The sequence below is a fragment of the Klebsiella sp. V115_8 genome (genome assembly GCF_029967715.1).
In the GTDB taxonomy this organism is placed as follows: domain Bacteria; phylum Pseudomonadota; class Gammaproteobacteria; order Enterobacterales; family Enterobacteriaceae; genus Klebsiella; species Klebsiella quasipneumoniae.
In genome coordinates this window covers 1-13,179 of the sequence record NZ_JASCAR010000033.1, presented here as the reverse complement: position 1 = coordinate 13,179, position 13,179 = coordinate 1, and the positions used below count along the sequence as shown (strand labels likewise).

12 protein-coding genes are annotated in these 13,179 nt (G+C 56.4%); 8 read left to right on the top strand and 4 right to left on the bottom strand.

Going from position 1 to position 13,179, the window contains the following annotated elements; translation table 11 throughout:
• The first annotated feature begins 50 nt into the window (after nt 1-50).
• The 8 genes from QLG03_RS15295 to QLG03_RS15260 all read left to right on the top strand — a co-directional run bounded on the left by QLG03_RS15295 (nt 51) and on the right by QLG03_RS15260 (nt 8,640).
• The gene (locus tag QLG03_RS15295; RefSeq protein WP_282473654.1) at nt 51-2,816 is read left to right on the top strand and encodes a sigma-54-dependent transcriptional regulator; all 2,766 of its coding nucleotides are present in this window, start codon (nt 51-53) and stop codon (nt 2,814-2,816) included.
• A 99-nt stretch (nt 2,817-2,915) separates the two neighbouring features.
• Nucleotides 2,916-3,338, top strand: a complete 423-nt coding sequence (locus tag QLG03_RS15290) for a PTS sugar transporter subunit IIA (protein ID WP_023291866.1) — start codon at nt 2,916-2,918, stop codon at nt 3,336-3,338.
• A gap of 14 nt (nt 3,339-3,352) precedes the next feature.
• A complete protein-coding gene (locus tag QLG03_RS15285) occupies nt 3,353-3,823 on the top strand; it encodes a PTS sugar transporter subunit IIB (protein ID WP_065883323.1) in 471 nt (156 codons plus the stop codon).
• Between the two features lie 16 nt (nt 3,824-3,839).
• Nucleotides 3,840-4,619, top strand: a complete 780-nt coding sequence (locus QLG03_RS15280) for a PTS mannose/fructose/sorbose/N-acetylgalactosamine transporter subunit IIC (RefSeq protein WP_023291868.1) — start codon at nt 3,840-3,842, stop codon at nt 4,617-4,619.
• Complete coding sequence (locus QLG03_RS15275; protein ID WP_023291869.1) at nt 4,597-5,448, top strand: PTS system mannose/fructose/sorbose family transporter subunit IID; 852 nt, start codon at nt 4,597-4,599, stop codon at nt 5,446-5,448. The genes QLG03_RS15280 and QLG03_RS15275 overlap by 23 nt, the downstream gene beginning before the upstream one ends.
• A 12-nt stretch (nt 5,449-5,460) precedes the next feature.
• Nucleotides 5,461-6,522, top strand: coding sequence for an SIS domain-containing protein (locus QLG03_RS15270; RefSeq protein ID WP_110238192.1), 1,062 nt, complete (start codon nt 5,461-5,463; stop codon nt 6,520-6,522).
• Between the two features lie 17 nt (nt 6,523-6,539).
• A complete protein-coding gene (locus QLG03_RS15265) occupies nt 6,540-7,550 on the top strand; it encodes an SIS domain-containing protein (protein WP_032454785.1) in 1,011 nt (336 codons plus the stop codon).
• Between the two features lie 133 nt (nt 7,551-7,683).
• Nucleotides 7,684-8,640 (top strand): Rpn family recombination-promoting nuclease/putative transposase, encoded by a 957-nt coding sequence (locus QLG03_RS15260; protein ID WP_255989588.1) that lies wholly within the window; start codon nt 7,684-7,686, stop codon nt 8,638-8,640.
• Nucleotides 8,641-8,694: 54 nt separating this feature from the next.
• On the opposite strand, the gene opgB is transcribed toward QLG03_RS15260, so the two are convergent.
• The 4 genes from opgB to dnaT all read right to left on the bottom strand — a co-directional run bounded on the left by opgB (nt 8,695) and on the right by dnaT (nt 13,083).
• Complete coding sequence (opgB, locus tag QLG03_RS15255) at nt 8,695-10,986, bottom strand: phosphatidylglycerol--membrane-oligosaccharide glycerophosphotransferase (RefSeq protein ID WP_023291873.1); 2,292 nt, start codon at nt 10,984-10,986, stop codon at nt 8,695-8,697.
• A 257-nt stretch (nt 10,987-11,243) separates the two neighbouring features.
• Entirely contained in the window at nt 11,244-11,738 is a 495-nt protein-coding gene (locus QLG03_RS15250; protein ID WP_255989585.1) for a DUF2501 domain-containing protein, read from the bottom strand.
• A gap of 65 nt (nt 11,739-11,803) precedes the next feature.
• Nucleotides 11,804-12,541, bottom strand: a complete 738-nt coding sequence (gene dnaC, locus QLG03_RS15245; protein WP_025999144.1) for a DNA replication protein DnaC — start codon at nt 12,539-12,541, stop codon at nt 11,804-11,806.
• A 2-nt stretch (nt 12,542-12,543) separates the two neighbouring features.
• Nucleotides 12,544-13,083, bottom strand: a complete 540-nt coding sequence (gene dnaT, locus QLG03_RS15240) for a primosomal protein DnaT (RefSeq protein ID WP_032454787.1) — start codon at nt 13,081-13,083, stop codon at nt 12,544-12,546.
• Nucleotides 13,084-13,179 lie beyond the last annotated feature (96 nt).

The following is a 13,179-nucleotide window of genomic DNA, read 5'->3' as shown; positions in this document are numbered from 1 at the left end:
CTCTCTTTTGCCGCATCATATCTCTTCGTAATGGCGACGAGGGGGATGTAATGCGTAAAACGGAACTGTTGGCTTTTTTGCAAAATCAGACCGATTTTTTCGATCCGGATAACCTGAGCGACGTTTTTACCGCCAGCTGGCTGGCTCAGCGTTTCGCGATGCAAAGAAATACCGCCAGCCACTATCTCAATCAGCTGGTCGCCCAGGACGTGCTGGTGAAGATCAACACCCGGCCGGTCTATTTTCTGCATAAAAAAGCCTTCTGCCAGCAGTTCTTCCCCCTTTCCCGCAGCGAGTACGCCAGCATGGCGGAGCTGCTCGCGGAGAGTGACCGCCAGCCGGAACAGGCGGACCATTTTTCGTTGCTGACCGGGCATGACGGCAGCCTGCGTAAACCGATCGAGCAGATGAAAACCGCGCTGTTTTATCCCAACGGCGGCCTGCCGCTACTGATCGTCGGCGACAGCGGAACCGGCAAAAGCTATATGGCGGAGCTGATGCACGAGTTCGCGATCGCCCAGGGCCTGCTGGCGCCCGATGCGCCCTTTGTCAGCTTCAACTGCGCGCAATATGCCAGTAACCCGGAGCTGCTGGCCGCCAACCTGTTTGGCTATGTCAAAGGCGCGTTTACCGGCGCGCAGAGCGATAAAGCCGGGGCGTTCGAGGCGGCAAACGGCGGGATGCTGTTTCTCGACGAGGTCCATCGACTGGATGCTCAGGGGCAGGAGAAGCTCTTCACCTGGCTGGACCGCAAGGAGATCTACCGGGTGGGAGAGACCGCCCATGGCCTGCCGATTTCCCTGCGGCTGGTGTTTGCCACCACCGAAGATATTCACAGCACGTTTCTGACCACCTTTCTTCGTCGTATTCCGATCCTGGTCAGCTTGCCCGATCTTCAACACCGCAGCCGCGAGGAGAAGGAGGCGCTAACGCTGCAGTTTTTCTGGCAGGAGGCGCGGACGCTTGCCGCCAGGCTGCAGCTCACGCCGCGGCTTTTGCAGGTTCTGACGCAGTACGTTTATCGAGGCAACGTCGGCGAGCTGAAGAATGTGGTGAAGTACGCCGTTGCATCGGCCTGGGCCAGGTCTCCGGGCAGCGAGATGCTGACCGTGACGCTGCACGATCTGCCGGAAAATATCATGGCGGCGACGCCGGCGCTCAGTGAAGCCATGGGCCAGAAGGAGCCGCTGCTTATCGAGCCGCAGACCAGCCTGGTCTGGCTGCTGCGGGCGCGCGATCCGGTTCAGGGGCTGATCCATGACGTTCAGTGTCGGATTCTGGCGCTGTATGAAGCAGTGCTAAATAAAAAAACGGTCTGGGAAGAGGCGCAAAGAAGCATGGGGGAGGAGATTGAAACCCTCTTCGATCGGCTGATCTTTGATAACCAGGATGCCAGTAGCTCGCAGATGTTGCTGCTGATCGCCCATCAGGTGCGGGAGGAGTATTATCGCCTGGAAAAACGCTTCAATATCCAGTTTAACGGCAACTGTCTCTACGCCCTGAGCCACTACCTGATCCATCGCTCCCGTCAGGCGGCGTCCACGATGAGCAATGAGAAAATCCGTCTGCTGGCGGATTTTCTGGCAAACAAATTCCCGCTGCTGTATCGCTTTTGCGAAGCGATCCTCGACGCGCTGGCGCTGAAGCTGGATATTGAGCCCCAGCGTATTGACCTGCTGTTGCTGGTGCTGTGGTTCCAGAAAAACGGCGCTACCAGCCAGCAGCAGGTGACCCGCGCGATTATTCTCGCTCACGGTTACGCCACCGCCAGCAGCATCGCCAGCGTGGCGAACCGCTTGCTGAAAAGCCCGCTGTTTGAGTCATTCGACATGCCGCTCGACGTGACGCCGGAGGCTATCGCTAATCAGGTGATGGCGTATATTGAGCGCCACGCGCTGGCTTCAGGGCTGATCATTCTGGTCGATATGGGATCGCTGAACGCTATTCACAGCCATTTTAATCGTCGCCTGAATACGCCGGTGGCGATTATTAACAATGTCTCCACCGGCATGGCGATGTACGTCGGGGAGCGGATTTTGCACGGCGATATGCTGGAAGATATCGTCCGCGAGATCGGCGACGATCTGGCAGTTGAGCACCAGCTCTATTACCCGCAGACCGATAAACCGCGGGCGATTTTGACCACCTGCGCCACCGGCCTGGGCGCTGCGGCGAACCTGTCGGCGCTGTTAAAAGCCAGCATCCCTGAAGCGCTCGGCGTTGATATTGTGGCCTGCGATGTGGAGACCCTGGCCGACCCCGCGCGGCGGGAGCCGATGCTCAGCCGCTACGACGTGCTGGCGATCGTCGGCACCCTCGATCCGCATCTTGCCGATCTCCCGTGGATCTCGCTGGATTCGCTGATCTCGGGGGAGGGAAGTCGCCCGCTAATGCGTATCTTCGGCGAACTGGCGACAGCGGAGCAGGTCAGCGAGATCAACAACCTGATCCTGAAAAACTTCTCGCTGCGGCGGGTGATCGAGTCGGTGACGATCCTCGATACCGCGAAGGTGATCAACCAGGTTGAGCAGTTTTTGCTGCGCTATGAGCATTTGGCCGGGTACGAGGTGCCCAACGAACGTAAGGTGGCGCTGTATGTGCATATCAGCTGTCTGATAGAGCGGTTAATTCGCCACGCTTCCCCAACCCATTATGCGGGAAGGCAGTGTCCGGAGCGCGAGCTGGCGACGCTGCGCGAGGCCTTTAGTGTCATAGAGAGCGGATATAGTGTCAAAATCCCCGCCGTAGAACTGTACTACATTCACGATATTCTGACGCGCGAAACGGAATTTATTCAGGAAGATCAAGAGTTTTAACGCTTCTCTCCCTTTTGTCCTTACGTTAGCCGACGCGCCACTGTTTCTGGCACGTCGGTTGCAATTAAGAAAGCAGTGGAATGCGCTTTCGAGGTAAGGATGAAACGACACTATATTTTTGCCAGCCACGGCACCTTTGCTAACGGTTTGTTGAACTCTGTGGAGCTGATCCTCGGTAAACAGCCGGATATTCATACTCTGTGCGCCTATGTAGAAGAGGAGGTCGATCTGACGCAGCAGGTGGAGGCGCTGCTGGCGCGTTTCCCGGCGCAGGATGAGCTGATAGTGATTACGGATATTTTCGCCGGTAGCGTGAATAATGAGTTTGTGCGTTTTTTATCGCGCCCGCACTTCCATTTATTGTCCGGGTTAAATCTACCATTAATTATTGATCTGCTTATTTCTGCAGCGGAAGATAATACCGAAAAATTAATTTCTGAAGCATTAATCAACGCCAAAGAGAGCATTCAGTACTGCAATCAGACTATTGCCGGGGCGATGACTATGGATAAAGACTTCTGAAATGAGGATGCATGATGATTACGTTATTAAGGGTTGACCATCGATTACTTCACGGCCAGGTAGCCTTTTCCTGGACCCAATATGTCGGCGCCGATTGTATTTTAATCGCCAACGACAGTGTCCCTGAGGATGAACTGCGGAAAACCACCATTAAGCTAGCTAAACCACCCTCGGTGAAGCTGGTGATTAAAAATATAAATGATTCTATTGAGGCGATAAAAAGCGGGGTTACCGATAAATATAATTTATTTATTGTTGTGGAATCGGTCAATGACGCCTGGCGTATTGCCAGCGCCGTTGGGGACATAAAAAGTATTAATCTCGGCGGGATTAAAGCCAAAGAGGGCAGTAAAAATATCTCTAAGGCGATTAATTTATTGCCGGAGGAAATAGAGCAGTTGCAACAACTGGTGGGCAAAGGCGTCGAGGTGGAGATTCGCCAGGTCCCGAACGATCGCAAACAGCTTTTTACGGAATGCGTGTGATTCCGGAGGACAGATTATGGTAGAGGCTCTCTTACTGGGTCTGGTGGCGTTTATCGCGCAATCGGAATATGCCTTAGGGACGTCGCTGATTTCCCGGCCTATCGTCACCGGGCTACTGACCGGTCTGGTGCTGGGGGATGTGCAGACCGGCGTCATTATGGGCGCGACGCTGGAGCTGGCGTTTATCGGTTCGTTCTCCGTTGGCGCCTCGATCCCGCCCGACGTGGTGACCGGCGGTATTCTCGGCGTGGCGTTCGCCATCACCTCCGGCGCGGGCACGGAAACGGCGCTGTTACTCGGCCTGCCTATCGCCACCCTGACCCTGATCCTGAAAAACGTTTATCTGGGGATGTTTATACCGCTGCTCAGCCAGAAAGCGGACGGCTATGCGGAACGGGCGGATACGCGCGGCATTGAGCGGATGCATCTGATTGCCGGATTCGGCCTGTCGCTGATGCTTGCCACGGTGGTGACCGTCTCATTCCTGGTGGGCAGCAACGCGGTGAAATCCCTGCTCGATACGATCCCGGAATTTATTAAACACGGACTCAGCGTGGCCACCGGGATCATTCCGGCTCTCGGCTTCGCGATGCTCGCCAGGTTGCTGATTAACAAGAAGGTGGCGCCGTACTTTTTCCTCGGCTTTGTACTGATGGCCTATTTGAAAATCCCGGTTACCGGTATCGCCATTCTCGGCGCCATCGTGGCGGTGGTGATGGTTAACGTCACCGCATTGAGCGCACCTCGTACCACGACAGAACAAGGAGTCAGCGATGACGACGAAGATGATTTCTGAAGAGACCCTGCAGCCGCAGGAGCAGGAAGAAGCGCGAATTACGCCGCGAGATTTACGCCGGGTGTTCTGGCGCTCCTTCCAGATGGAGTTCTCGTGGAACTATGAGCGACAGATGAATCTCGCCTTTGTTTACGCGCTGATCCCGGTGCTGAAGAAGCTCTATCCGCGCAAAGAGGAGCTGGCCGGGGCGCTGAAACGCCATCTGGTGTTCTTCAATACCACGCCGCATATCGTCACCCTGCTGCTGGGGATCACGACGGCGATGGAGGAGAAAAACAGCCAGCAGAAAAATATGGATGCCAACGCGATTGATAACGTCAAAGCCTCGCTGATGGGGCCGCTGGCCGGGCTGGGAGACTCCTTCTTCTGGGGAACGCTGCGCCTGATCGCCACCGGCATCGGCACCAGCCTGGCGCTAAAGGGCAATATTCTCGGGCCGATCCTGTTTCTGCTGGTGTTTAACGTGCCGCACATTCTGGTGCGCTGGTGCTTTACCCGCTGGGGCTACGTGCTGGGCACCGGGGTGCTGCAGCGGATCCAGAAGAGCGGAATGATGGAGAGCCTGACCTACGGGGCGTCGATTATCGGCCTGATGGTGGTCGGGGCGATGACCGCCTCAATGATCGATATCACCATCCCTGTCTCCTTCGGGGCCGGGGAGGCCAAAACTCAGGTGCAGGACATCATCAACGACATTCTGCCCTGCATGCTGCCGCTGGTGAGTTTCGGCATCGTCTACTGGCTGCTGGGGCGGAAGGTTAAACCGCTCTCTATTATCGGCGGAATGGCGCTGGTGGGCATTCTGGGTTCGTGGATCGGATTGTTTTAACGGGAGTGAGCTATGCGACCAACAATGATGACCTATATCAGCGAAGAGCCGGCCTGTCTGGCGCAGATCCTGCGCGACTACCGGCACAAGCTGGCGGCGATTGAGACCTTCGCCCGCCAGCAGCCGGTGCGGCGTATTTTGCTGCTGGCGACCGGATCGTCGCTGAATGCCGCGCTTTGCGCGCGCTATTTCTTTGAACAACGCTTTGGCGTGCTGGTGGACATTAAAGAGCCGTACAACTTTACCCATTACGAAACTATCGACCCGCATACCGATCTGGTGGTGGCGATTTCACAGAGCGGAAAAAGCGCGTCGACGCTGGAGGCGATGCGTAAGGTACAGGCCTCAGGACTGCCGGTATTTGCCCTGACCTCCGACCCGCAAAGCCCGACCGGGCGGGCCTGCGATGGCGTTCTGGATATCAATACCGGGATCGAGAGCGTAGGGTTTGTCACCCGCGGCTTTAGCGCGACAGTGCTCAATCTGCTGCTGATAGCGCTGATGATTGCTCGCAGCCAGGGGAAGGCCAGTGAAGCCGAGGAGCAGCACTATCTTGCCGAATTCCAGCGACTGGCGGCGGCGATCCCGGAGGTCATCGCCCGCACTTCGCGCTTTATCGACCGGCATAGCGAAACGCTGCGGAGCGGCGAGCGCTTTGTCGCCACCGGCTATGGCGCGCTGGTTGGCGTGGCGAAAGAGTTCGAAACCAAATTTACCGAGACGGTGCGGGTACCTTCCAGCGGCTTTGAGCTGGAAGCCTATATGCACGGCCCCTATCTGGAAGCCAATGCCCGCCATGTGATGCTGTTTATGGAGGACTCGTCGGACGCGCGAACCCGGGCGCTGCGCGACTATATGGCGCCGTCGATTGCCCGCGCCTTTACGCTGACGCTGGGGGACGAAGAGGATGAACAAACGCTGGCGCTTAACTGCCCGTGCGAGCATCACCTGGCGCCGCTGCTGCTGATTGTCCCCGTGCAGATGCTCGCCTGGCATACCGCCGGGCTAAAAGGCATCGATCTGGCGATACGTATTTTCGACGATTTTGACCGCGTATTAAAAAGTAAAATCTGATTATTCAGGAGAAAACTATGTTGGGTTTTAATCAGGACGAGTACCTGACCAGTGCTCGCGAGATCATCGCTGCGCGTAAACAGGCTGAAACCGTGGCCGACGCTATTTATGACAGCGGCTGCAGCGCGTTATTTTTCGCCTCGGTAGGCGGTTCTTTAGCTCCGATGATGGCAATTAATGAGTTTGCCAAAGAATTAACCAGCGTGCCGGTTTATCTTGAGCAGGCGGCGGAATTAATTCATCGCGGGCATAAAAAATTAAATAAAGATGCAGTGGTGGTGACGTTATCCAAATCCGGCGATACCAAAGAGTCGGTGGCCATTGCCGAATGGTGCAAGGCGCAGGGGATACGCGTGGTAGCCATTACCCGTCATGCCGATTCGCCATTGGCTGCCGCCGCCAGCTGGCATATTCCGATGTGCCACAAAAATGGCGTGGAATATGAATATATGCTGCTGTACTGGTTATTCTTCCGCGTCATTTATCGTCACGGCGAGTTTGCGGATTATGCGCGTTTTGCCAGCCAGCTCGAGTTGCTGCCGGAAAATCTTCTGCAGGCCAAACGCCAGTTCGATCCCCAGGCGGACAGCATTGCCGCGCAATACCATGACAGCGACTATATGATGTGGATTGGCGGCGCGGAAATGTGGGGTGAGGTCTACCTGTTCTCGATGTGTATTCTCGAAGAGATGCAGTGGAAGCGGACCAAGTCGGTAAGCTCGGCTGAATTTTTCCACGGCACTCTGGAGCTGCTGGAAAAAGAGGTCCCGCTGTTTCTGGTGAAGGGCGAGGGGAAATGCCGGGCGCTGGACGAGCGCGTCGAACGCTTTGCCGAAAAGATAACTGACCATCTGGTGGTGATCGACCCGCGCGACTATCCGCTGAACGGCATTGATGATGCGTTCCGCTGGATTATGGCGCCGTGCGTGGTGTCTACTCTGCTGGTGGACCGGCTGGCGGCCCACTTTGAGCACCATACCGGCCACGACCTGAATATCCGCCGTTATTATCGGCAGTTTGATTACTAAATCTTGCCTATGGCGGCCAGTCAGACTGGCCGCTCCGCTATTCTCCGAGGCGCTTCCCAGAAAATCATCGTCAAAACCAACCGGTTAAAAACCGGTGGTAGAGTCCGGCTTTCCTTCTCTTTCAGGCAAGCGGATGGCCATGAAAAAACGAATAACCGCCACGCCGCATGATGCGGTGTTTAAACGATTTCTTCGCCACCCGGAGACGGCGAATGATTTTCTCATGCTCTATCTTCCCGAAGCGATCCGCCAGCGGTGCGATTTCGCTACTCTGAGGCTGCAACCGGCGAGCTTTATCGATGAGGATCTACGCGCCTGGTATTCGGACGTGCTGTGGTCGGTGCAAACCACCTGCGGGGCGGGATATATTTACGTGGTGATAGAGCATCAGAGCTCGCCGGATAATCATATGGCTTTTCGTCTAATGCGCTATTCGATTGCCGCGATGCAGCGACACCTCGACGCCGGGCACAAAACGCTGCCGCTGGTGGTGCCGATGCTTTTTTATCATGGCGCAACCAGTCCGTATCCTTTTTCCCTCAACTGGCTGGATGAATTTGCCGACCCGCAGCTGGCGAAGAGGCTGTACGGCAGTCAGTTTCCATTGATCGACGTCACGGTCATGCCGGACGATGAAATCGTGCAGCATCGGCGGGTCGCCCTGCTGGAGCTGATGCAAAAGCATATTCGCCAGCGCGATCTCAGCGGCATAACGGAGTCGTTGGCGGCCGTGGTGATGCTGGGATACACTAATCCCCGGCAGTTGAGAATGCTGTTTCACTATATGCTGCAGTACGGTAACACGGCCGAGCCGGGCGTGTTTCTCCGCCGGCTGGCCCGCCGTCTGCCACAGTATGAGGAGACATTGATGTCTATCGCGCAAAAGCTTAAGCAGGAAGGTCGACAGGAAGGTCGGCATGAGGGCCGACAGGAGGGGCGCCTGGAAGGGCGCCTTGAGGGCTTACAGGAAGGGAGCCGGCGTGAGGCGCTGCGCATTGCCGGCAGCATGTTACAGAATGGCCTCGACAAAGAGACGGTACAGAAAATTACCGGACTGTCGGCTGACGACCTCAAGCCGCTGTTTTGTTAACACCCTGCCACGGAAACTGTTGCCCGGCGCCAATATCCGCCGGGCAAGGTGGCTTTAACCTTCGCTTTTCACCACTTTGATCTCCACCATACCGATCCCCAGCTGACGCGGGGAGTGGCCGAGGATATTGCCCTCGTTGGTGGACTGCGGGTCCGGCGGAGTGATGGTCAGCGTATTGCTGCGCGTTGGGTTGTCGAAATGCAGCGTCGTGGTGGTCACATCATTGACCAGTGTAAGCACTTGCTCACTTTGACCAACCCGCACCGGGATCGGCTTATTGGCATTGGGACCGTAGGCTTTGGCGGTGATCACCAGATCAAATTTCTCCGGCAGCGGCTCTTTATATTCAATCTTCACGTCGCTGCCCAGCTGGGCATTGGACCACCGACCCCAGGACTCGGGCCGCGAAATGCCGCTAAACTGTTTCACCTCTTCCGGCGCGCCGGCAACGTTAAACACGAAGCTGTCGGCCTTATAGCGAATATCGTTGTCGACAACTTTCAGCGTATCGACGTTGCCCTTATAGCGCTCCATATCGATAAGGGTGTCCCTGAAGGCGGTCTTACCTTGCCACTGTGGCTTATCAACGTGCTGGACCTTCTGCTCACCCCCCAGTTGTCCCTGCGAGACGCACCAGTCGGTGGAGAGCGCCAGCTCAGGAGACCACAGCTGGCCCATTTTATAGCAGCGATCGACCCACACGAAATTATCCCGCGGCGCGAAATCGGCCAGCTGGAAGCGCAGCGGCGCCGAGTATTCGCTCTCCGGCAGCGGTTCAACGCGCTGGTTCGACACCCGGAGCAGCAGCGGCAGACGGAAATGGCTGCCGGAGAAGGCGATCATGTTCTTCTGCGAGTCGATGGTGAAGTTTTTCATCTCTTTCGGGAAGTTCCACAGGCGGATCACGTCGGGTTTCCAGGCCAGGACCTTCTCTTTCATATTCATGAAAATACCGGAGAGCGACTGGCCAGAGAGACTGCTGCGCCCGAGGCCGATATAGTTATCGCCACCGAGAATATCCAGCACCGTCGCGCCGTTATCCATGGTGTTGCGTTTCACCGCCAGGGTCTCCTGCTGCGGCCGATCGCCGCGCAGGACAAAGAACAAATTGCTGCGATCGTGCTTGTTGAGGTAATCCCAGGCGCTGTTCTTCATGGCCAGGTGATCGGAAGAGACCACGATGACCGTGTTTTTGAAATAGGGAGAGGCTTTGATCTTCTCGATCAGCGCGGCGATATGTTCCTGGCTGCAGCTAACGGCGCTGAAGGAGAGGTTTTTCTTGCCGTCCACGTCATAGCGTTTACGCTCGCAGGTACGCGAGATAAAACCGTCGGGATGGTGAGTGTCCACCGTCAGGGCGAACAGTGAAAAGCGTTTTCCGGACTGCGACAGTTCTTCGAATTTTTTCCACGTCTCGTCGAGTACCGTGTCGTCATAGAAGCCCCAGTCGTTGCGGTAGGTTGGATCGGCTACCGTGGTTTTGAGCTCTTCCGCCCCGAACAGGTGATCGAAGCCGTGGGATTTGAGAAACACGTCTTTGCCGGCAAAGCGCAGGTTAGCTCCCTGCACAAAATAGTTTTCGTAACCGGAGTTTTTCAGGATATCGCCAAGGCAGATATTCTGCGGAAAGAAGCTGGAGACCGAGGCCGAAGCGTTGCCTTCAAACGGGGCAAACAGCGGAATGCCACACTGTGATGCGACCATGCCGGCGATGGTGTAATCGGTCCCCGGCAGCTGCATAGTATTGCTGAAATCAATGCCCTCATCTTTTATTCTGCCAAGCTCAGGGGTGAGGTTGGGGAAAGCATCGTTATCAAAATAGGTGCGCTCAAGGCTTTCGCCATAGATATAGACCAGATTCAGCTGCGGATTGTCGATACGCTTCGACGGTTCTTTGTAGTACGCGGCAAAGTCCGGGTCTCCTTCCCGCGACTGCGATTTCACCAGCTCGCTGATTTGATGGAAGGCCGGGCTGGCGTCGACCGAGGCCAGCGCCAGCAGCAGCGCCGCCAGGCTGTAGCCGACGTGATGAGGATGATGCCGACGACGGCGCAGCACCCACCCCAGGGCGCCAAAGACGGCAACCAGCGCGACGGCCACGCCGACGCCCGGCAGAATGTATTTGCCGATCCCGGCGCCGGTCAGGCTGTTGGTCAGAGTGTAGAGTACCGCGTCGTTGATGCCGTCGCCGGTAAAGTAGTCGCTGGCGTAGAGGGTGATATTCAGCACCACGAACAGACCTAACACCGTGAGCGTGGCGGCAAACCACCAGGTGTTACGACCCGCTTTCCAGGCATAAAGCACCACCGAAGCTAAAAATAAGGCGATGGATAACAACTCTGACACAGCTCATCCTCATTAACGCCAGTTATCGGCTGGCAGAACAGATTACTTTTCAAGCCACACTGTAATTGCAGCGCCATCTTGCTGCAATTCTAGCGTCATGAAAGTGTGCAGTTATTCAGAATTGGTTTAGAAGTTGCCTTTTTTGATCGGCGTCGCAACGGGCGGGGCGGGGAAGCGCAAGGAGAAAAAGGCGAAAAAAGCCGTTTCAGGCCGCGCTGCCGTCGCGAAGGCGACAAACGCGGCATTGGCCCTCTGCGTCAAGAGAGAAAGTTAACGCCCTGTTTTAAGACCAGATCGCAGGCTTTGGTTTTCACCTGTTTCGCCAGCGAACTGTTGCCGAGGGTATTCAGGTCAAGCTGCTGGCCATTATTGCTGTTGAGCAGCCCCTGTAGGCCATCAAGATAGCTGGTGTCCTTTTTTTGTTTTTCCGGCGTGCTGAGCCCCAGCTTATCCAGCACCTGGTTTTTGACGTTATCAGCGCTGGTCGCCGAGGCGAGCTTCTGTTTGGCGCAATATGACATGATCCCGGCGGCGTTATTCATGCTGCTGGCGGTCAGCGACTGGCTGCTGCCGTTGAGCAGGCTGGTCAGAGAGGAGATGGACATTCCGCCGCCGCTGGCCTGGGTGCTGCTGCCGCTGAGCTGGCTGGCGGCGCTGTTGAGAGAATCCTGCCAGGAGGCGGCGTGGGCGCCGGAGAGGGTAAATGCGCTGAGGGTAAGCGCGGCAAGTAAGCCATTTTTTAACGATTTCATAGACGGACTCATAAGCGTGACTGAAGAATCGCTTTAGTATAACGCCGTCGTCGTCCGGATATCTCTTAATACTCCTTGCCGGTGACGCGGTGCCGGTAACTTTCCCAGTTGAAGATAACCCACAGGCTGTTGCCCAAGCGCATACGGTCCATCACCCGTTCGCCGAGCAGCTTATTCATCTCTTCCATATTACTGTTGGTCAGCATACCGGTGGGCCGTTTGGATGAAGATCGGCGGTCAACGATCTGATTGATAATGACCTTTTCATAGCGAGACTCTGTCTGCATACCAATTTCATCAATGACCAGAAGATCGACCTTGCTGAGGTCGCTCAGTAACTGCTCTTCGCTCGTCTCCCGGTTGCCGAAAGTATCTTTCATCGCCGACATAATATCGGCCACGGTGATGATTAAGACCGACTTCCCGCGCAGCAGCAGTTCGTTGCAGATAGCCGCAGCGAGGTGGTTTTTGCCGGTGCCCGGTTTGCCGGAGAAGATAAAGCTGGCGATATTGCCATCGAACTCCTCCACGTACTGACGCGCGCGGGCGAGGGCGTTCATCTGCCCCTCGCACTCGACGCGATAGTTATCAAAGGAGCAGTTCTGATGAAGGGGGCGGATCCCCGAGCGGTTAAAGGTGCGCTGCATTTTCATCGCGCGGTTCTCCCGCTCCAGCGCTTCGGAACGCAGCTTGCCTTGCTCTTTTTGCCAGGCCAGCAGCTCTTCGCCGGTTTTAAACGCCGGTTCGATATGAGCCGGCATCATTTTCTGCAGGCGCTTCATCAGATCGCCAACGTTTTTCATGCTCATCCTCGGAAACCTCGCGGAATATGACTGTCGGGTTCGCTAACGCTGTTCACATCGCGCTTCGGCTGCCCGCCGTTGCTGGCGCGGCTGATTTGCACGCTGCGAGCCAGTTTCTGCTGCCACTGCACGTGGTGAAACACTTTACCTTCCGCCTGCCAGTAAGCGACGAAAGCGGCCAGCTCTTCCGGGGTGACCGGCTGGCTCAGCGCGATGCCCCACAGCGCGGCCAGACGCTGAAAGTCGGCGTCCGGCTGCCAGGCCGCATACATGGCAAATTTGCCCATCGGCACCGCAACCGGCGCCGCGGCGGGCTCGTCGAAAAACTGCGGGTCAAGCGCGATGTCGCTGCCGGGGCGCGCCAGCCTGGCTTCCAGCTCCAGCAGCTGCGCCAGCCGGGCTGGGGTCAGCGCATAGAACGCCGGGGCGTTGTTGGCAAAAACGGCGACGGTGCCGTCAGTCGATTTCGCCAGCAGCGCCGCGTGCTGCTGGAGGAACTCTTCCAGGCCGCTAAAATGGGAGGTTAAAATTCGCGAAGACATAACTCTATCTCAACTCTGAACTGCAAAGAGTGGGGTGATCTGCACATAGTAGCACAGAGCCCGTCGCGGAAGGAGCGTACCGCGCCAGACCCCCCC

Excerpts from the sequence above, each read along its gene's own strand:
- QLG03_RS15250 (WP_255989585.1), bottom strand. The coding sequence starts at position 11,738 with ATGAAATCGTTAAAAAATGGCTTACTTGCCGCGCTTACCCTCAGCGCA.
- QLG03_RS15270 (WP_110238192.1), top strand. The coding sequence starts at position 5,461 with ATGCGACCAACAATGATGACCTATATCAGCGAAGAGCCGGCCTGTCTG.
- QLG03_RS15290 (WP_023291866.1), top strand. The coding sequence starts at position 2,916 with ATGAAACGACACTATATTTTTGCCAGCCACGGCACCTTTGCTAACGGT.
- QLG03_RS15285 (WP_065883323.1), top strand. The coding sequence starts at position 3,353 with ATGATTACGTTATTAAGGGTTGACCATCGATTACTTCACGGCCAGGTA.
- QLG03_RS15275 (WP_023291869.1), top strand. The coding sequence starts at position 4,597 with ATGACGACGAAGATGATTTCTGAAGAGACCCTGCAGCCGCAGGAGCAG.
- QLG03_RS15295 (WP_282473654.1), top strand. The coding sequence starts at position 51 with ATGCGTAAAACGGAACTGTTGGCTTTTTTGCAAAATCAGACCGATTTT.
- QLG03_RS15280 (WP_023291868.1), top strand. The coding sequence starts at position 3,840 with ATGGTAGAGGCTCTCTTACTGGGTCTGGTGGCGTTTATCGCGCAATCG.
- dnaC (WP_025999144.1), bottom strand. The coding sequence starts at position 12,541 with ATGAAAAACGTTGGCGATCTGATGAAGCGCCTGCAGAAAATGATGCCG.
- QLG03_RS15265 (WP_032454785.1), top strand. The coding sequence starts at position 6,540 with ATGTTGGGTTTTAATCAGGACGAGTACCTGACCAGTGCTCGCGAGATC.
- dnaT (WP_032454787.1), bottom strand. The coding sequence starts at position 13,083 with ATGTCTTCGCGAATTTTAACCTCCCATTTTAGCGGCCTGGAAGAGTTC.
- QLG03_RS15260 (WP_255989588.1), top strand. The coding sequence starts at position 7,684 with ATGGCCATGAAAAAACGAATAACCGCCACGCCGCATGATGCGGTGTTT.